A 17634-nucleotide genomic window follows, 5' to 3' on the forward strand; every position below is an offset into this window, starting at 1 on the left:
CCTCACCGGGCTAATGTGTGCAGCGTACGGCGCGGAAACACGCGCACATCACTGACCGTCGGAGGGACATAGCCGTGGAGGTCAAGATCGGCGTGCAGCACGCGCCCCGCGAGATCGTTCTGGAGAGCGGTCAGACCCCGGAAGAGGTCGAGCGCGCGGTGTCCGAGGCGCTGGCCGGCAAGTCGCAGCTGCTGAGCCTCGTGGACGACCACGGCCGCAAGGTCCTGGTTCCGGCCGACCGCCTCGCGTACGTGGAGCTCGGCGAGCCCACGCAGCGCAAGGTGGGATTCAGCGCGCTGTAGTTCACGCGCCGCAGTTGCGCCGTGGTCGCGCCCCGGTTCGGGCGAGCGACAGCGAAGGGGCCCGGTGACAGTGTCACCGGGCCCCTTCGCATACGTGTGGCCGCGACCACGGATGGAGCACAGAACATCCACAGAGGAGGGTTGCGTTCCGCACGTCAGGGGTAGGACCGGCTACGACCGATTTGCACCGGCCGTGCGGGAGGGACCCCCACCATGTTCTTGGAAGTGCTCGGCGCGGCGATGCTCGGTTTCGCCCTGGCGTGGGGGGCGGCCTACCGCCTGCCGCACCGTCTGCCGTCCCGCAACCTGGTGGTGTCGACCGGCGTCGCCGGAGCCCTGTTCGGGGCCTTCCTGACCCACACGGCGCTGGGCTCCGGGCACTACGTGGTCATCCTCGCCGGCTCCGTGATCGTCTCCGCGGCACTGCTGTCGCTCCTGCTGCGCCCCGCGGAAAGATTTCGCCGCCGCTCGGCGACGGCGTGACCGAACCGGGCGACGGCGAAACCCACAGGACCCGGGCCCACCGGGGCCGCAAGGCTCCTGACCCGGGCCCACCGGGGCCGCAAGGCTCCTGAGGGCCACCGGGCCCCCAGGAACCGGGTCTAGGCCGAGGCCGAGGCCGAGGCCGAGACCCCAGGGGCCGGGACCCAGAAGACCGGGTCTACGCCGCCAGGCCCAGCGCCGCCATCCGCTTCGTGTGCGCCTCGGTGATCCGCGAGAACATCCGGCCGACCTCCGCGAGGTCGAAGCCGTCCGCGACACCGCCCACGAGCATCGTCGACAGCGCGTCACGATCCGCGACCACCCGCTGCGACTGGGACAGCGCCTCACCCATCAGCCGCCGCGCCCAGAGCGCGAGCCGACCGCCCACCCGCGGGTCGGCGTCGATGGCGGCTCGCACCTTCTCGACGGCGAAGCTGGCGTGCCCGGTGTCGTCCAGGACCCCGAGTACGAGCCCGCGCGTGTCGGAGTCGAGGCGCGCCGCGACCTCCCGGTAGAAGTCACTGGCGATCGAGTCGCCGACGAACGCCTTGACCAGGCCCTCCAGCCAGTCCGAGGGAGCCGTCTGGCGGTGGAAGCCGTCGAGCGCGGCGACGAACGGCTCCATCGCCTGGGTCGGCTCCGCACCGACCGCCGCGAGCCGGTCGCGCAGCCGCTCGAAGTGGTGGAACTCGGCCGACGCCATCTTCGCCAGCTCCGCCTTGTCGCTGAGGGTGGGCGCCAGCTTGGCGTCCTCGGCGAGCCGCTCGAAGGCCGCCAACTCGCCGTACGCGAGCGCTCCGAGCAGGTCCACGACCGCGGCGCGGTACTGGGGGTCGGCGGCGGCCGTGTCCCAGTTCTGCGCGGCGATCCCGGTGGCCGCGGGGGTAGTGTCGTCGGTGGCCTCGGCGGACGTGTCAGCGGCGTTGTCAGGCGTCGTCATGAAGCGCACAATAGCCCGCTCACCGCAACAGGGAAGTCCCTGGTCAATACGTGTGACGACGACTACGTGACCAAATCGGCCATCGCATATGCGCGATTCCGGGGTATGGTGGTAATGCGCCCGGCGAGTATTCGACGGGCCGCACGAATGAGGATGCCCGGTCGGTGGCCCGATCGGCTCCGACCCGACAGCCCTCCTCGTCCGTACGGCACATTGCGTACGACGTCCGGAGGGACCCTCAGCGGTACGAGAGCTCGAGCGTCGGCAGTGGTCCCATGCCACTCGGCCCGCCCGTCAAGAGCGGCCGACGTCCCCGGCACGGTCCCCAGACACGACCCCCGCGCTCGCCTCGCACCGCGTACACAGAAGAGGCAGCACCCTGACTACGACTTTCCGAGACCTCGGAATCCTTCCCGAGACGGCCGAAGCACTCGAAGCCGTCGGCATCCTGACCCCCTTCCCCATCCAGGAGATGACGCTCCCCGTTGCCCTCTCCGGCACCGACGTCATCGGTCAGGCCAAGACCGGCACCGGCAAGACGCTGGGCTTCGGCCTCCCGCTCCTTGAGCGCGTCACCGTCCCCGCGGACGTCGAGGCCGGCCGGGCCAAGCCCGAGCAGCTCACCGACGCCCCGCAGGCCCTCGTCGTCGTCCCGACCCGCGAGCTGTGCACCCAGGTGACCAACGACCTGCTGACCGCGGGCAAGGTCCGCAACGTACGCGTTCTCGCCATCTACGGCGGCCGGGCGTACGAGCCGCAGGTCGAGGCCCTCAAGAAGGGCGTCGACGTCATCGTCGGCACCCCGGGCCGGCTGTTGGACCTCGCGGGGCAGAAGAAGCTCAACCTCAAGCACATCAAGGCGCTCGTCCTCGACGAGGCCGACGAGATGCTCGACCTGGGCTTCCTGCCCGACGTCGAGAAGATCATGAACATGCTGCCGGCACGCCGTCAGACCATGCTGTTCTCGGCGACGATGCCCGGCGCCGTCATCGGTCTGGCCCGCCGCTACATGTCGCAGCCCACGCACATCCGCGCCACCTCGCCGGACGACGAGGGCGCGACGGTCGCGAACACCGCGCAGTTCATCTACCGCGCGCACAACATGGACAAGCCGGAACTGGTCGCGCGCATACTGCAGGCCGAGGGCCGTGGCCTGGCCATGGTCTTCTGCCGCACGAAGCGCACGGCGGCGGACCTCGCCGACCAGCTCCAGCAGCGTGGCTTCGCCTCCGGCGCGGTCCACGGCGACCTCGGCCAGGGCGCCCGCGAGCAGGCGCTGCGCGCCTTCCGCAACGGCAAGGTCGACGTCCTCGTCTGCACCGACGTCGCCGCCCGCGGCATCGACGTCGAAGGCGTCACCCACGTCATCAACTACCAGTCCCCCGAGGACGAGAAGACGTACCTGCACCGCATCGGCCGTACGGGCCGCGCGGGCGCCAAGGGCATCGCGATCACCCTCGTCGACTGGGACGACATCCCGCGCTGGCAGCTCATCAACAAGGCGCTGGACCTCGGCTTCAGCGACCCGCCGGAGACGTACTCCACCTCCCCGCACCTCTTCGAGGAGCTGAACATCCCGGCCGGCACCAAGGGTGTGCTGCCGCGTTCCGAGCGCACCCGCGCCGGGCTCTCGGCCGAGGCGGTCGAAGACCTCGGCGAGACCGGCGGACGTGGTGGCCCGCGCGGCCGCGGCGGCCGTACGTCGGCGCCGGCGCCCGTCGCCGAGCGCGAGCGTGAGCGCCCGGCGCGCACGCCGCGCCGCCGCCGTCGGACGCGCAACGGCACGCCCATGGAAGAGACGTCCACGACGGCGACGACTCCCGCTCCGCAGACTCCGGCCGAGCCGGCCGCCGTGGAGGACACCGAGCCGCGCACCCCGCGCCGCAGGCGCCGTACGCGTGCTGGGGACTCGTCGGAGTCGGTGGCGGCTGCCACGGCCACCGAGGTCGTCGAGCCGTCGGTGACGCCGGTTGCGCCGGTGACCGAGGCCGCGGAGGCCGCGGTCGCGACGGCCGAGGGCACCGAGGCGACGGCGGCGCCGGACGCGACGGAGACGGACGCGAAGCCGCGCCGCCGCCGGACCCGCAAGACGGCGGAGGTCGCCCCGGTCGAGCCCCAGGCCGAGACCGTCGTCCCGGAGGCCGTTGCCGAGGCCGTCACGGAGGCTCCGGCCAAGCCGCGCCGCCGCACCCGCAAGGCCGCGGAGTCCGCGGAGGTCGCGGTCGACACGGCCGAAGGCACACCTGAGGGCACGGTCGAGGCCGCGCCGGAGGCCGCCCCGACCAGGCCGCGCCGTACCCGTAAGGCCGCGGTGGCCACGACCGAGGCCGCCGCCGAGGCCGCCGTGGACACCGCCGAGGCGGTGGCCACCAAGCCCGTACGGCGCACGCGCAAGGCCGCCGCGGCGACCGTCGACGCCGAGATTCCGGCGCAGACCGCCGTCGCGAACGTCGAGGCCCCGGAGACCAAGCCGCGCCGCCGGACCCGCAAGGTCGCGGAGTCCGCGGAGGTCGCGGTCGACACGGCCGAGGGCGTCGCGGAGGCTCCGGTCGCCAAGCCGCGCCGTGCGCGCAAGGCCGCGGTGGCCACGACCGAGGCTGCCGCCGAGGTCACGGAGTCGAAGCCGCGTCGTACGCGGGCCAAGGTCGCGGCTTCGGCCACGGCCGAGGCCGCCGTGGACACCGCCGAAGCCGCGGAGGCCAAGCCGCGCCGCCGCACGCGCAAGGCCGCCGTCGAGACCGTGAGCGTCGAGGCGGCCATCCCCGCCCAGGCGGTCGCCGTCGAGGAGCCCGCGGAGGCCAAGCCTCGCCGCCGGACCCGCAAGACCGCGGTTGCCGCGGAGCCCGCGGAGAGCTGATCCTCATCCCGATGGCCCGGCCCCACATCGCGTGGGGGCCGGGCCATCGGCATTCTCGCCCCCGCCGCCCCTACCCGTCCCATCCTCAACCTGGGGGCTCCGCCCCCGGACCCCCGAGATCGGCCTGAACGGCCTTGTCCTCAAACGCCGGACGGGCTCAAGGACCGCAGGCCGGGGGTGGGTGGGGTGCGCACCCCGAACGCCGGACGAACGGGGATTCGAGGCGCAGCCCCGCTCTGGGGGCGCGGGGAACTGCGCGACCAGCCCCCACCGGTCCGCGGTCAAAGAGACTGCGGCGGGCGGGGGTTTCGGGGCGCAGCCCCGACCTCAGGGGCGCGAGGAACGGCGCGAGCAACCCCCGCCGACCCGCGGTCAAACAATCCCGGGTCGGCGGGGGTTTCGGGGCGCAGCCCCGACCTTGGGGGCGCGGGGAACGGCGCGAGCAACCCCCACCGACCCGCACCCACCCACTCCCGGTTACCCCCACCCGCAGCGCACCCCCCACCCCGGCCCGATAGCCTCGGCTCATGAGCAGGCCCCCCTCCTTCACCCCGCCCCCCGGCGTCCGTGCCCACCGTCTCCCCACCGCCCGCGGCCAGTTCGCCGTCCTCGACGCCGCGCCGCAAGGTCGGCCGAAGGGAACCGCACTGCTGCTGCCGGGCTTCACCGGGAGCAAGGAAGACTTCATCGCGCTGCACGAGCCGTTGGCGGCGCGCGGCTACCGTACCGTCGCCGTCGACGGCCGCGGCCAGTACCAGAGCGACGGGCCCGAGCACGACGAAACGGCTTACGCACAGGACGAGTTGGCGCGGGACGTACTCACGCAGGCGGCCGCCGTCGGCACCCCCGTGCACCTCGTCGGGCACTCCCTCGGCGGCCAGATCGCCCGCGCCGCCGTCCTCCTCGACCCGGCCCCCTTCGTCTCGCTCACCCTCATCTCCTCGGGCCCCGCCCAGATCTCCGTCTCCCAGCAGCAGCGCGTGAAACTGCTCAGGGACGCGCTCGCCGTGATGGACATGGCCCAGGTGTGGGACGCGATCCAGGCGATGGAACCGCCGGAGGAGACCGAAACCGGCGGTCTCGACGCGGGGCTGGACGACCGCGCCGACCTGCGGCGCCGCTGGCTGGGCACCCGTCCCGCCCAGCTGATCGCGACGGGCCGCCAACTGTGCGTCGAGCCCGACCGCGTAGCCGAACTGGCCTCCCTGCGGCTGCCGAAGCACGTGCTCTCCGGCGCACACGACGACACCTGGCCGGTGCCGCTCCTGGACGACATGGCCGTACGCCTCAAGGCCCGGCGCACGGTCGTAAGCGGAGCCGAGCACTCCCCGAACACGGACCAACCCGAGCAGACGGCCCTCGCCCTCGCCAAGTTCTGGGACCACACGGACCACACGGACCACGCAGATCACACGGATCACACAGACCACTGACCCACTGGCCCACTGGCCCACTGCCCCTGTGACCAGTCGTGACTAACTGCGGCTAATTGCGGCTATTGCGGCCAGTTGTGCTAGTTGCGGCTAGTACTGCGCCTGCAAGTGCTCCCAGAAGCCGTCCCGGAGCGCGCGGCGCAGATCCGCCTGCCCCCGCAGGGAGTACTGCAGCAACCCCTCGGCCTCGACCAGCAGATCCTGGTCGACCGAACCGGGCAGATACGGATGCCCGGGCAGCAACTCCACCAGCGCCTCCCGCCCCCGCGCGGCCAGCCACTTCGCGGCGATCTGGGCGCCCACGAACCGTACGTCCTCACGGGTGGGCCGGCTCGCCGCCGTCGCGTCGTACGTGGCGGACGTCCGCCGGGACACGTACGGCTTGAAGAAGTCGAGGTCGAAGGTGCGCTGGCTGTCGACCTCCCACAGCAGCGGCTCGGCCTGGTTGCGGCCCTCGGGCGCCTCGATGCCCCAGAGGTGGACCCGAGCCCCGTACCCCTGTGCCGCCTCGACCGCCGACACCAGGTCCTCGTCGCCGCCGAGCAGCGCGGCGTCGCTGATGGCGCGATGCCGGGCGAGGGACTCCAGGTCGGAGCGGATGAGGGAATCGACGCCCTTTTGCTGGTTGTTGGCGTTGAGGTTGCCCAACCGGACCTTCACGTCCGGGAGTTCGGCGATCGACTGCTGTTCCGCCGTGTGGATGCGGCGGCGCGCGCCGTCGTACCAGTAGACGCGCAGCAGCCTGCTGTCGGCGAAGATGGTGCGGGCCCTGTCGATGAGCGCCTCGATGAGGCCTTCGGCGTCGAGGTCGAAGGCACGCCGGTCCTCGGTCCCGGCGACGAGCCGCCCCGCGGCCGCGTACAGGTATCCGGCGTCGACGAAGATCGCATGGGTCGAGGGCGTCTTCGCCACCTCGGCGAGCATGCGCTGGAGCAGCTCGTTCGTGCGGTCGATGCGGGCGCCGAGCGCCGCGTGGTCGTCGTTCATCACCTCCATTGTCCCGGCGGTCACGCTGCGAACACAACCGGTCCCGTTCAGTCTCCTTCCGACTTCTTACCCACTGGTAATTAGGTTCTCGAAAAATTTCCTTAGCGTAGGGAATGTTTGTAACAAGCACACCGTTGAATACGAACGGAAGCGGGGACACCGATGCCTCGCAGGCCACGTACGAGTAGTTCTCCTCAGGAGGATGACCAGACGAAGGGAGAAGCCCATGCGCTTCGAAATCATGCGACTCGACGATGTCGACGGCACGCCCGTGGACAGCACTGTCGTGGACGCCGCCTCCGTCAACCGGATTGTTCAGCAAGCTGCGGCCATAGGGCAGCGGCTGTGGATCCGCCCCACCGAATCGCCCGTTTCGTAACAGTTCCGGGCACTTCAACACTGGGCGGACGCCTAAAGATTTCAAAGCCCCGTACGGCACCGACGCCGTACGGGGCTTTGCGTATGCGTGAAGACGGTCAGCTCGCCCGGATCGCCTGGGTGACCCCGTTGATGATCTGCTGGACCGCGATCGCCGAGAGCATCATGCCCGCGAGCCGGGTCACCAGCACCACGCCGCCGTCCTTGATGACACGGATGATCAGCAACGAGTACCGCATGACCAGCCACAGCACGACATGGATGGCGAGGATCGCGGTCCACACGGACACCTGCGTGGCGACGGTGTCGGCCTTCTGTACCGCGAGGATCACCGACACGATCGCGCCGGGGCCCGCGAGCAGCGGCATGCCGAGCGGTACGAGGGCGACGTTGACGTCCTTGGTCTGCTTGGGCTCGTCGGTCTTGCCGGTCAGCAGGTCGAGTGCGATCAGCAGGAGCAGCAGACCTCCCGCGATCATCAGCGCGGGCACGGAGACATGCAGGTAGTCGAGGATCTGGTGCCCGAGCAGACCGAAGACGGTGATCACTCCGCCGGCCACGCAGACGGCCTGGAAGGCCATGCGCTTCTGCACCTTGGCGGGGCGTCCCGCGGTGAGCGCGAGGAAGATCGGGGTGATCCCTGGGGGATCCATGATCACGAAGAGGGTGAGGAAGAGGGAACCGAAGACGGCGACGTCGAACATGGGTGAGTGAGGCCTTGCGAAGGTAGGGGAAGCGGCACGGCGGGATCAGCCGCCACCGCCGGGAAAGGGCGTTCCGCCGGGCGGAACGGGGCGCCCGGCCGACAGCGCCGGGTGTCCGAGAACGGACCCACACCAGGGGACTCGCCGGGACCTGCCGGGCACCTGTCGGGACCCACGGGGACCCGCCGGGATCTGGGGGACTTAGCCGGGACCTAGAGAGAGACCTAGGAGACCTAGGGGAGACCTACAGCGACCCGCCGGGATCCGCGGGAGTGAAGGCGGGCCTCAGGCTCCGCCGGTACCCGGCACCGGGAACGCCCCGGTCGCCCGCCGGATGATCTCCCCGTACACCTCGGGGTCGGTCGTGAACTCCCCGAGCACACATGTCTTGCGGCTGCCGTGGTAGTCGCTGGACCCCGTGGCGAGCAGCCCCAGGTCGGCCGCGAGTCCCCGCAGCCGCGCCCGGGTCGCGGGCTCGTGGTCCATGTGGTCGACCTCGATGCCGTCCAGCCCGGCGGCGGCGAGCTCGGCGATCGCTGACTCCGGCACGGTCAGGCCGCGCTTGGCGGCGGCCGGGTGTGCGAAGACGGTCACGCCACCGGCGGCCTTGACGAGGCGGATCGCTTCGAAGGGGTCGGTCTCGTGCTTGGGGACGTAGGCCCGGCCGCCGTCGGCCAGCCAGTCCTCGGTGAAGGCGTCGGAGACGCTGTCCACAACCCCCAGCTCGACCAGCGCGGAGGCGACGTGCGGCCGCCCCACGGATCCGTCGCCCGCGATGCGCGCGACCTGCTCCCAGGTGACCGGCACGCCCAGCTCCTGGAGCTTGGCGACCATGCCCTGGGCCCGGGGCACCCGGTCGTCCCGCACGAGCTCGCGCTCGGCGAGCAGGTCGGGCTCCTCGGGGTCGAAGAGGTAGGCCAGCATGTGCATGCCGATGCCGTCGAGGCGGCAGGAGAGCTCGGCGCCGGTGACGAGGGTGAGCCCCTCCGGCAGCGCGGCCTTCGCCTCCGCGTGTCCGCGGGTGGTGTCGTGGTCGGTCAGCGCGACGACGTCGAGTCCGGCCGCGGCGGCGTTGCGCACCAGCTCGGCCGGGGTGTCCGTACCGTCGGAAGCGGTGGAGTGGGCGTGCAGGTCTATGCGCACTACGCGGACTCCAGGCGGTAACGGAACGGACGGGACCGCTCAAGGGTAACGGGAATCCGAACCACCTCTGTCACACCTGCAACCACCGAGCACCCCCTACGAGCGCCCGTCAGGGCGCGGGGAACTGCGCGCTCAGCCCACGACAACCCGCACGGCCCCACGAACCCGCGACCCGACCAACCCACCAACCCACCAACCCACGACCCGACCAACCCACGAACCCCGGGACCCCGCCCCCACCCCGGTACACCGACCCACCGACCCACCGACCCACCAACGCACCAACGCACCAACCCGCCGCCCCACCGGCCAATCCCAGTGAAACGCTACGGCTCCAGAATCCGCGGCGACAACGCCCCGCACGGCAGCAGATCCATCTCCGCCCCCGCGTCCCGCAGATCCGTCAGCACCAGCTCGTCGTACATCAGCAGCCCCGACTGCTCGGGCCACACGACCGCCCACAGCCACAGCCCGCGCGCCTCGCCCGCGAAGACGGCACGGTCGTCCGGGGACTCGGCCACATGCCACAGCGGCGTCGGCCGGCCGGCCGCGAGGACCTTCGCCTGGGGCGGTTTCTCGACGTTCATGTACGGCCCCGGGTCGGGCCCGTCCATGCCCGCGTACCGCGCGCCGAGGCCGACGCCGAGTTCCTCGGCGACGAGGATCAGCTCCCCTATGCCGCCGAGCGGTCCGGGACCCGAGCAGGCCACGGCGGTCGCGCGCCCCCCGCTCCGGTCGTCACCGGCGAAGGCCGCGCCGGTGAACAGCCAGCCGACCGGCAGCGGCCACGGCATCCACACCGGCACCTGGGCGCGGTGCACCACCACACCGAGGGCCTCGACGCTGGGCGGGATCACGGGCTGCAGCGGATGCACGGTCCCGTGCACATCGCACTGCCACGAGTCGGCAAAAAGGCCGGGAGCCCTGACCCGGCCACCACACTTCGGGCAACTGGGTTCGCCCCTCATAGAGCCCCACGGTCCTCCCCGTCTTTCGCCGCGTCAAGGACGATCACCCGTCCGGCGCGTGCCGTCACCTGATGAAACTAGATGCTACTTGCACTAATTAGCCCACCTAACTTATTATGTGTATACGCCAACGATCTCGGCCGACGGGCGACGCGCGACGGCCGAGGGTCAGCGGCCGAGGAACTCTCCACACGCAAGTAGAGGAGCGAGCATGACCAGCACCACGGGAGGCCCCGCCGAAGGGGACACATTCGACGCCGGCGCGGGCGGCATCCTGCATCAGCCGAAGGCCGTCTGGGCGACCGCCGGAGCATCCGTCGTCGCCTTCATGGGCATCGGGCTCGTCGACCCGATCCTGCCCTCCATCGCCAAGGGCCTGGACGCCACCCCGAGCCAGGTCTCGCTGCTCTTCACCTCGTACTTCCTGATCACCGCGGTCGCGATGCTGGTGACCGGGTTCGTCTCCAGCCGCATCGGCGGCAAGAGGACCCTGCTGCTCGGCCTCGCGCTCGTGGTGGTCTTCGCCGGACTCGCGGGCACCTCCGGCTCGGTCGGGGAACTCGTCGGCTTCCGGGCCGGCTGGGGCCTGGGCAACGCGCTCTTCGTGTCCACCGCTCTCGCCGTCATCGTCGGCGCGGCGGCGGGAGGCAGCGCCGCGGCGATCCTGCTCTACGAGTCCGCGCTCGGCCTCGGCATGGCGTGCGGACCGCTGCTGGGCGCACTGCTCGGCAACGCCAGCTGGCGCTACCCGTTCTTCGGCACCGCGTTCCTGATGGCGATCGGCTTCCTGTGCGTCACGGTGTTCCTGAAGGAGCAGCCGAAGCCCGCGCGCAAGACCTCACTGCTCGACCCGATCAAGGCGCTCGGCCACGGCGGTCTCGCCTCGGCGGCCGTGTCGGCGTTCTTCTACAACTACACGTTCTTCACCGTGCTGGCCTTCACCCCGTTCGTGCTGAACATGACCCCCTACAAGTCGGGCGCCGTGTTCTTCTGCTGGGGTCTGCTGCTCGCCGTGTTCTCGGTGATCGTGGCACCGCGGATGCAGGCGCGGTTCGGCTCGCTGAAGGTGCTGGGCGGCTCCCTGGTGCTGCTCGCCGCCGACGTGCTCGTGCTCGGGTACGGCAGCCACACCGCGGCCGTCGTCTGCACGATCCTGTCCGGTGCCTTCATCGGCGTGAACAACACCGTCTACACCGAGCTCGCGCTCGGCGTGTCGGACGCGCCGCGACCGGTGGCGAGCGCCGGCTACAACTTCGTCCGGTGGTTCGCCGCCGCGGCCGCCCCCTACTTCGCGCCGAAGATCGAGGAGTGGAGCGACATCCACATCCCGTTCGTGGTCGCCGCCCTCACCGCGGTGCTCGGCGCGGTGGTGGTCTTCGTACGGCGTGACGCGCTCACTCACGAGGCCCAGGAGCTGGAGCCCCGGCACGCCACCGAGGACAGCGTCACCGTCTTCGCCAACTGACCACCGGTCGAACTTCGCCAACTGACCGCAGTTCGAACTTCGCCAACTGACCGTAGTTCGAAGCGTCAACGGACTGTCCGAAGCGTCGACCGAACCGCTCGGAGACAGTGCCACCGACTTTGTCAACTGACTCTTTTCGGCCAGGAGATGACCCGGCCCCAGGCCGACGGAAAGGCCGTCTCAGTCCAACGGAACGGACCTGCGCAGGGGATCGCGCAGGTCCGTTCCGCCGCTCAGCCAGCGTTCCTGGAGAGCCCCCGCGCCGTGCACACGCTTCCACGCGGCCTCGTTCGGCGTCATCGGGAGCAGCGGCAGGAAACGTACGGGATCGGCGGGCTCCGCCAGCTCCAGGTCCTCGATCAGCCCGCCGGACTCCGCGACCAGGACGGAGGTGAACGGTGCGCCGGGCCACAGCGGCTCCCCCACGTCGAGCGAGGCACCCGGGGCCACGATCAGCCCCTCGACCTGCGGGGACGCGGCAAGCACGGCGAGTGGGCGGAGTACCTTGTCGGTGTCGGCGCCGCCCGCGCGCACCGACAGGACCAGCTCCGCGCGCGGGCCCTTCACCGGATCGGCGAGGACCGCCGTGGGGTCCGCCATCGGCTGGGCGGACATGCCGAGCGTGGCGTAGCGGACGATGTCGCCCTCCGTGAAGCGCAGCACCTCGACACGGTCGGTGCCGAGGAAGGTGACCGCGGCGCGCGCGTCGGGTTCGCCCAGCGCGGAGCGCAACCGGGCCTCGACAAGAGGAAGAACATCAGCCATGAGCTGAGCATAGAACTCGTCAGTAACGGGCAAAGGGGCGGCTTGACGCTTCAGTGCGCTGATAGTCTTGGCCGCTGGTCGGGGCAGCACGCAGAAGCGTCGCTCTCAAGCTCCGACGCACTGACACTGATCTGGCTCCCCTATGGAGGGAGACAGACTCCCCCTCGGGGGATGGCTCGTCCCTCACGGGGGACCGACCGGAGGAGGTGGGGCTGCAATGGACCGAAGTCGACCGTGCAGTACCACCCGCTCTTCCGGTCGCTGAGTTCCGTAGCTGGTTCCGCTGGCTTTTTAGCCTTACTGGCTGCTGCCTCCCGCAAATGTGTGCATACGTGTCAGCGTTGTCCCGGTGCACCACGGAAGAGCGCTTCGTTTCCGACTGATCCGTCTGATCCATCCGATCCGGCCGATCTGCCTGATCTGAATCAGTAGCGAAGCTGCCACCGCGACGGTGCGGTGCTCCCCGCTTTGTGGACGTGCCAAACATCCGCAGTCAGGACGTCCCCATTCCGGGTAGTTTCAACCGTCGCAGGCGGCCTCCGTTGCGAAAAGGAGCCTGCCCCATGTCGATGATCCGTGACCTCCGCGCCGCGGTCCGCCCGCGTCCCTCGCTCCGCAAGGACAGTGGCTCGTACGACACCACCCGCGACCCCGGGACCAACTCCGCCGTGGTCGACTGCGCGGTCTACCGCGACGGCGCCCGCATCCGGACCCGTGAGCCGCTGACGCCGCAGGAGGCGATGCGCCTCGTGCACCGCGACGGCGGTTTCGTGTGGATCGGTCTGCACGAGCCGACCGAGGCCGAATTCGCCGGTATCGCGGGCGAGTTCGGACTGCACCCGCTGGCCGTCGAGGACGCCGTGCAGGCCCACCAGCGGCCCAAGCTGGAGCGGTACGACGACTCCCTGTTCACCGTCTTCAAGACCATTCACTACGTCGAGCACGACGAACTCACCGCCACCAGCGAGGTCGTGGAGACCGGCGAGGTCATGTGCTTCATCGGGCGGGACTTCTTCATCACCGTCCGGCACGGCGGGCAGGGCTCGCTGCGGGCACTGCGGCACCGGCTCCAGGACGACCCCGAGCTGCTCTCCAAGGGCCCCTCCGCCGTGCTGCACGCGATCGCCGACCACGTCGTCGACGGGTACATCGCGGTCGCGGACGCCGTGCAGGACGACATCGACGAGGTGGAGACCGAGGTGTTCTCACCGGGGCGCAAAGGCACGCCCCGAGGCACCGACGCCGGCCGTATCTACCAGCTCAAGCGCGAGGTGCTGGAGTTCAAGCGGGCGGTCTCCCCGCTGCTGCGCCCCATGCAGCTGCTGAGCGAGCGCCCGATGCGGCTGATCGACCCGGACATCCAGAAGTACTTCCGCGACGTCGCCGACCACCTCGCCCGCGTGCAGGAGCAGGTCCTCGGCTTCGACGAGCTGCTCAACTCGATCCTCCAGGCCAACCTCGCGCAGGCGTCCGTCACCCAGAACGAGGACATGCGCAAGATCACCTCCTGGGCCGCGATCATCGCCGTACCGACGATGGTCTGTGGCGTGTACGGCATGAACTTCGACTACATGCCGGAGCTGCACTGGAAGTTCGGCTACCCGCTGGTGCTGGGCGCCACGGTCGGGATGTGTCTGTCGATCCACCGGATCCTGAAGCGCAACGGCTGGCTCTGAGCGCGCCCGGCGACTTCCGCCGGACTGTCCAGCGACTCCCGCGGGGCCGTCTAGCGACTCTCGGCGGGCTCCCGAGCGGCCCTGGCTACGCTTGTGCCATGACGGAACAGCTGCTCGACCGGGCCCTCGTCGAGGAAGCCACGAAGAAGTCCGGGCTGATCTGGGTGCGGAGCGCCGCCGCGCCGACATCCGACGCCCCGGAGCCCGACAGGCCCACCCGGGCCCTGTGGCACATCTGGCACGACGGCGCCGCGTGCCTGGTCGGCGACGGGCCCGGCGAGCAGCCGCTGCCGGGGCTCGTCGACGGGGGCGGCGCGGTCGTCACCGTACGCAGCAAGGACAAGGGGGGCCGGCTGGTCACCTGGACGGCGAAGGTCGTCGAGCTCCCGCCCGGCTCCCCCGCGTGGGAGGCGGCGGTCGGCGAGCTCAAGGGCAAGCGCCTGAACGCGCCCGACGGCGAGGCGGTGCCGGCCCGCTGGGCCCGCGAGTGCCGGGTGCTGCGCCTGGAGCCCCAGGCGGGCACGCACCCGCTGCCGGACGGCTCCCTGGCCGCCGCGCCGCTGCCGACCCCGGCGACCACCCGGCAGCCGGTCCCGGCGGCCGTCCCCCGCCTCCTCTTCAAGAAGCGGGCACGCCGCCCGTAGGGCGGTGGCACCGGCAGGCCACGACACGGACTTCGCCGTGGGCTACGACGCGGGCAGCTGCTTGCCGTAGTCCACGGTCTCGTCCTTGGCCGGTTCCGCGAGGGTGAAGTCCTGGCCCCAGTCGGTGAGACGCAGGGTGCCCGTGTCGCCCGCGCGGACCAGCAGGAGCGGGTAGGGGGTGCCCTTCAGGGAGACGTCGAGGGCGCCGCCCGCCCCCTTGTCCCCGGTGATACGGATCGTGCGGACGCCGGACTGCTCGTGATGCCCGTCCGTGGCGAGCGTGCCGTGCAGGGTGAGCAGACCGTCGAGGAGGACGTCCTTGTCGGTGAAACTGATGAAACGCTTGTACGCCGGGTCACCGCTCGGGACCTTCACATACTTGCCGTCGAGCTTGTCGGCGGCCGCGGTGTCCGCCGAGCTCGCGTCGCTCGTGCCGTCCTGGTGGCTCCAGAACTCCGCGCCGGCCTTCAGGAAGAGGTGCTCGCCGACCCGCAGGAGGTGGAAGCTCGCCCCCTCCGCGGTCACCGAGCCGGTGCCGCCGTCGGACTTCAGGCGCATGTCGAGCTTGTACGTGCGCCCGTTCGACACCACGCTTCCGGAGAGCCGTACCGTCCGGGCGGACGTGGCCGCCGTGCGCGACTTCGTCTGAATCTCGGTGGCGGACAGCTTGCCCACCCCGTTCGTGCCCGCGTCCGGGTCCGCGCCTCCGCACCCCGTCAGTGCCGTCCCCGTCACGACCAGTGCGCACATCGCGCTCACCAGTGCGGCCCTGCGGGTACGGCCCTGGGGAATCGCAGTCACAGGTGGGGCTGCCTTTCATACGGGGGTCCTCCACGCCGTACGGCAGCGTACCGGTGCCTCCCCGGTCCGGCGGAGCCAGTCCGTCCGGACCGCTCACCAGGGCGTATCCGACCGGGACGGGCTAGCCTGAAGCCCACCCGAGCGGACAGAGCGGGATCAAACACGCGTACGGAGAAAGTCAGCGGAGCAGGTACGGGGGCAGCACGGAAAGAAGGAGGCCCGGGCATGGCCGCAGGCGCCCCCCGGATCTTCGTCTCGCACCTCGCCGGTGTCGCCGTCTTCGACCCGAGCGGCGACCTGGTGGGCCGGGTGCGCGACCTGGTCGCCATGCTCCGCGTCGGACGGCGCCCGCCCCGGCTGCTCGGGCTGGTCGTCGAACTGTCCACCCGGCGGCGCATCTTCCTGCCCATGACCCGGGTGATCAGCATCGAGTCCGGCCAGGTCATCACCACCGGAGTCCTGAACGTACGGCGCTTCGAGCAGCGGCCCACCGAGCGCCTCGTCTTCGGCGAACTGCTCGACCGGCGGGTACGGCTCGTCGACACGGACGAGGAAGTGACCGTGCTCGACGTGTCCGTCCAGCAGCGTCAGGCCCGGCGGGACTGGGAGATCCACCGGGTCTTCGTGCGCAAGGGCCGCAGCGGGACCTTCCGGCGCACCAAGGGCGAGACGATGACCGTCGAGTGGTCCGCCGTCACCGGGTTCTCGCTGGAGGAGCACGGACAGGGCGCCGAGAGCCTGCTGGCCACCTTCGAGCAGCTGCGCGCCGCCGACCTCGCCAACGTGCTGCACCATCTCTCCCCCAAGCGGCGCGGCGAGGTGGCCGCCGCACTCGACGACGACCGGCTCGCCGACGTCCTGGAGGAACTCCCCGAGGACGACCAGATCGAGATCCTCGGCAAGCTCAAGGAGGAGCGCGCGGCCGACGTCCTGGAGGCGATGGACCCGGACGACGCCGCCGACCTGCTCGCCGAGCTGCCCGAGGCGGACGTGGAGCGGCTGCTGATGCTGATGCGGCCCGACGAGGCGGCCGACGTACGGCGGCTGATGGCGTACGAGGAACGGACCGCCGGCGGTCTGATGACGACCGAACCCATCGTGCTGCGGCCCGACGCCACGGTCGCCGATGCGCTGGCCCGGGTCCGCAACCCCGACCTGTCCCCCGCGCTCGCCGCGCAGGTGTACGTGTGCCGCCCGCCGGACGAGACACCGACCGGTAAGTACCTGGGCACGGTTCACTTCCAGCGGTTGCTGCGCGACCCGCCGTACACGCTGGTCAGCTCGATCCTCGAGGGCGATCTGCAGGCGCTCGCGCCGGACGCGGCGCTGCCCGTCGTCGCGGGCTTCTTCGCCACGTACGACATGGTCGCGGTGCCCGTCGTCGACGAGAGCGGCTCGCTGCTCGGCGCGGTGACCGTGGACGACGTACTGGACCACATGCTGCCGGAGGACTGGCGCGAGACGGAGTTCCACCTCGCGGAGGAGGAGCCCCATGCCACCTGAGCGCGAGACGCGCGAGCGGGCCGCCACCGGGGCGACCGCCACCACCCGGCCCCGCACCCGCCTGGACCAGCCGATGCCGCCGCGCCGCAGGCTGCTGCCGGAATGGGATCCGGAGGCCTTCGGACGGCTGTCGGAGCGGATCGCCCGCTTCCTCGGCACCGGGCGGTTCATCGTCTGGATGACGGTCGTCATCATCCTGTGGGTGGTGTGGAACGTCAGCGCGCCCCGCGACCTGCGCTTCGACAACTACCCGTTCATCTTCCTGACCCTGATGCTGTCGCTGCAGGCCTCCTACGCCGCCCCGCTGATCCTGCTCGCCCAGAACCGGCAGGACGACCGCGACCGGGTCAACCTCGAACAGGACCGCAAGCAGAACGAACGGTCGATCGCGGACACCGAGTACCTCACCCGCGAGATCGCCGCCCTGCGCATGGGCCTGGGCGAGGTCGCCACCCGCGACTGGATCCGCTCCGAGCTCCACGACCTGGTCAGCGAGCTGGAGGAACACCGTACCGACGGCCGGGTCGTATTCCCGGCGGAAAGGTCACCGCGACGTGACGTAGACGACCGCTGACGGGGCTTTCC

Annotated in this window: 17 protein-coding genes; 10 read left to right on the top strand and 7 right to left on the bottom strand. The window is 70.8% G+C overall.

Translation table 11 applies throughout. From position 1 onward, the window contains the following. The first annotated feature begins 74 nt into the window (after positions 1-74). Together RV986_RS18130 and RV986_RS18135 are read left to right on the top strand one after the other, a co-directional pair. A complete protein-coding gene (locus tag RV986_RS18130; protein WP_028801993.1) occupies positions 75-302 on the top strand; it encodes a DUF3107 domain-containing protein in 228 nt (75 codons plus the stop codon). Positions 303-515: 213 nt separating this feature from the next. Continuing rightward, positions 516-785 carry a hypothetical protein gene (locus tag RV986_RS18135; protein WP_475918400.1) on the top strand — a complete coding sequence of 90 codons (270 nt, stop codon included), beginning with the start codon at positions 516-518 and terminating at the stop codon, positions 783-785. A 178-nt stretch (positions 786-963) separates the two neighbouring features. Here RV986_RS18135 and RV986_RS18140 read toward each other — a convergent pair whose 3' ends face one another. Continuing rightward, a complete protein-coding gene (locus RV986_RS18140; RefSeq protein ID WP_475918401.1) occupies positions 964-1725 on the bottom strand; it encodes a ferritin-like fold-containing protein in 762 nt (253 codons plus the stop codon). Between the two features lie 472 nt (positions 1726-2197). Here RV986_RS18140 and RV986_RS18145 point away from each other — a divergent pair, with 472 nt between their 5' ends. Further along, positions 2198-4582, top strand: a complete 2385-nt coding sequence (locus RV986_RS18145; protein ID WP_475918402.1) for a DEAD/DEAH box helicase — start codon at positions 2198-2200, stop codon at positions 4580-4582. A 527-nt stretch (positions 4583-5109) separates the two neighbouring features. Beyond that, positions 5110-6015: an alpha/beta fold hydrolase gene (locus tag RV986_RS18150; RefSeq protein ID WP_475918403.1), complete on the top strand. Its 906-nt coding sequence runs from the start codon at positions 5110-5112 to the stop codon at positions 6013-6015. A gap of 90 nt (positions 6016-6105) precedes the next feature. Here RV986_RS18150 and RV986_RS18155 read toward each other — a convergent pair whose 3' ends face one another. Beyond that, entirely contained in the window at positions 6106-7002 is an 897-nt protein-coding gene (locus RV986_RS18155) for an NYN domain-containing protein (RefSeq protein WP_475918404.1), read from the bottom strand. 226 nt (positions 7003-7228) lie between these two features. Between RV986_RS18155 and RV986_RS18160 the strand changes: the two genes are divergently transcribed. Next, entirely contained in the window at positions 7229-7381 is a 153-nt protein-coding gene (locus RV986_RS18160; RefSeq protein WP_475918405.1) for a hypothetical protein, read from the top strand. Between the two features lie 97 nt (positions 7382-7478). On the opposite strand, the gene RV986_RS18165 is transcribed toward RV986_RS18160, so the two are convergent. From RV986_RS18165 to RV986_RS18175, 3 genes are all read right to left on the bottom strand, one after another. Beyond that, on the bottom strand, positions 7479-8084 hold the full coding sequence (locus tag RV986_RS18165; protein WP_475918406.1) for a MarC family protein: 606 nt from the start codon (positions 8082-8084) through the stop codon (positions 7479-7481). Positions 8085-8369: 285 nt separating this feature from the next. Beyond that, complete coding sequence (locus RV986_RS18170) at positions 8370-9227, bottom strand: PHP domain-containing protein (RefSeq protein WP_475918407.1); 858 nt, start codon at positions 9225-9227, stop codon at positions 8370-8372. Between the two features lie 326 nt (positions 9228-9553). Then, positions 9554-10195, bottom strand: a complete 642-nt coding sequence (locus RV986_RS18175) for a DUF6758 family protein (RefSeq protein ID WP_475918408.1) — start codon at positions 10193-10195, stop codon at positions 9554-9556. 211 nt (positions 10196-10406) lie between these two features. On the opposite strand from RV986_RS18175, the gene RV986_RS18180 reads away from it, so the two are divergent. Beyond that, the gene (locus RV986_RS18180) at positions 10407-11660 is read left to right on the top strand and encodes an MFS transporter (RefSeq protein ID WP_475918409.1); all 1254 of its coding nucleotides are present in this window, start codon (positions 10407-10409) and stop codon (positions 11658-11660) included. Between the two features lie 180 nt (positions 11661-11840). Here the strand turns inward: RV986_RS18180 and RV986_RS18185 are convergent, their stop codons facing one another. Next, on the bottom strand, positions 11841-12425 hold the full coding sequence (locus RV986_RS18185; protein ID WP_475918410.1) for a suppressor of fused domain protein: 585 nt from the start codon (positions 12423-12425) through the stop codon (positions 11841-11843). 563 nt (positions 12426-12988) lie between these two features. Here RV986_RS18185 and RV986_RS18190 point away from each other — a divergent pair. Then, positions 12989-14101 (top strand): magnesium and cobalt transport protein CorA, encoded by a 1113-nt coding sequence (locus RV986_RS18190; protein ID WP_475918411.1) that lies wholly within the window; start codon positions 12989-12991, stop codon positions 14099-14101. A 98-nt stretch (positions 14102-14199) separates the two neighbouring features. Then, on the top strand, positions 14200-14745 hold the full coding sequence (locus tag RV986_RS18195) for a hypothetical protein (protein ID WP_475918412.1): 546 nt from the start codon (positions 14200-14202) through the stop codon (positions 14743-14745). 42 nt (positions 14746-14787) lie between these two features. Here RV986_RS18195 and RV986_RS18200 read toward each other — a convergent pair whose 3' ends face one another. After that, a complete protein-coding gene (locus RV986_RS18200) occupies positions 14788-15546 on the bottom strand; it encodes a hypothetical protein (protein ID WP_475918413.1) in 759 nt (252 codons plus the stop codon). Positions 15547-15771: 225 nt separating this feature from the next. Between RV986_RS18200 and RV986_RS18205 the strand changes: the two genes are divergently transcribed. Together RV986_RS18205 and RV986_RS18210 are read left to right on the top strand one after the other, a co-directional pair. Further along, on the top strand, positions 15772-17049 hold the full coding sequence (locus RV986_RS18205) for a magnesium transporter MgtE N-terminal domain-containing protein (protein ID WP_475918414.1): 1278 nt from the start codon (positions 15772-15774) through the stop codon (positions 17047-17049). After that, positions 17039-17623 carry a DUF1003 domain-containing protein gene (locus RV986_RS18210; protein ID WP_475918415.1) on the top strand — a complete coding sequence of 195 codons (585 nt, stop codon included), beginning with the start codon at positions 17039-17041 and terminating at the stop codon, positions 17621-17623. The genes RV986_RS18205 and RV986_RS18210 overlap by 11 nt, the downstream gene beginning before the upstream one ends. Positions 17624-17634: the final 11 nt, after the last annotated feature.

Source organism: Streptomyces sp. RLA012 (assembly GCF_056270325.1).

Excerpts from the sequence above, each read along its gene's own strand:
- RV986_RS18135 (WP_475918400.1), top strand. The coding sequence starts at position 516 with ATGTTCTTGGAAGTGCTCGGCGCGGCGATGCTCGGTTTCGCCCTGGCG.
- RV986_RS18140 (WP_475918401.1), bottom strand. The coding sequence starts at position 1,725 with ATGACGACGCCTGACAACGCCGCTGACACGTCCGCCGAGGCCACCGAC.
- RV986_RS18145 (WP_475918402.1), top strand. The coding sequence starts at position 2,198 with ATGACGCTCCCCGTTGCCCTCTCCGGCACCGACGTCATCGGTCAGGCC.
- RV986_RS18150 (WP_475918403.1), top strand. The coding sequence starts at position 5,110 with ATGAGCAGGCCCCCCTCCTTCACCCCGCCCCCCGGCGTCCGTGCCCAC.
- RV986_RS18155 (WP_475918404.1), bottom strand. The coding sequence starts at position 7,002 with ATGAACGACGACCACGCGGCGCTCGGCGCCCGCATCGACCGCACGAAC.
- RV986_RS18160 (WP_475918405.1), top strand. The coding sequence starts at position 7,229 with ATGCGCTTCGAAATCATGCGACTCGACGATGTCGACGGCACGCCCGTG.
- RV986_RS18165 (WP_475918406.1), bottom strand. The coding sequence starts at position 8,084 with ATGTTCGACGTCGCCGTCTTCGGTTCCCTCTTCCTCACCCTCTTCGTG.
- RV986_RS18175 (WP_475918408.1), bottom strand. The coding sequence starts at position 10,195 with ATGAGGGGCGAACCCAGTTGCCCGAAGTGTGGTGGCCGGGTCAGGGCT.
- RV986_RS18180 (WP_475918409.1), top strand. The coding sequence starts at position 10,407 with ATGACCAGCACCACGGGAGGCCCCGCCGAAGGGGACACATTCGACGCC.
- RV986_RS18185 (WP_475918410.1), bottom strand. The coding sequence starts at position 12,425 with ATGGCTGATGTTCTTCCTCTTGTCGAGGCCCGGTTGCGCTCCGCGCTG.
- RV986_RS18190 (WP_475918411.1), top strand. The coding sequence starts at position 12,989 with ATGTCGATGATCCGTGACCTCCGCGCCGCGGTCCGCCCGCGTCCCTCG.
- RV986_RS18195 (WP_475918412.1), top strand. The coding sequence starts at position 14,200 with ATGACGGAACAGCTGCTCGACCGGGCCCTCGTCGAGGAAGCCACGAAG.
- RV986_RS18205 (WP_475918414.1), top strand. The coding sequence starts at position 15,772 with ATGGCCGCAGGCGCCCCCCGGATCTTCGTCTCGCACCTCGCCGGTGTC.
- RV986_RS18210 (WP_475918415.1), top strand. The coding sequence starts at position 17,039 with ATGCCACCTGAGCGCGAGACGCGCGAGCGGGCCGCCACCGGGGCGACC.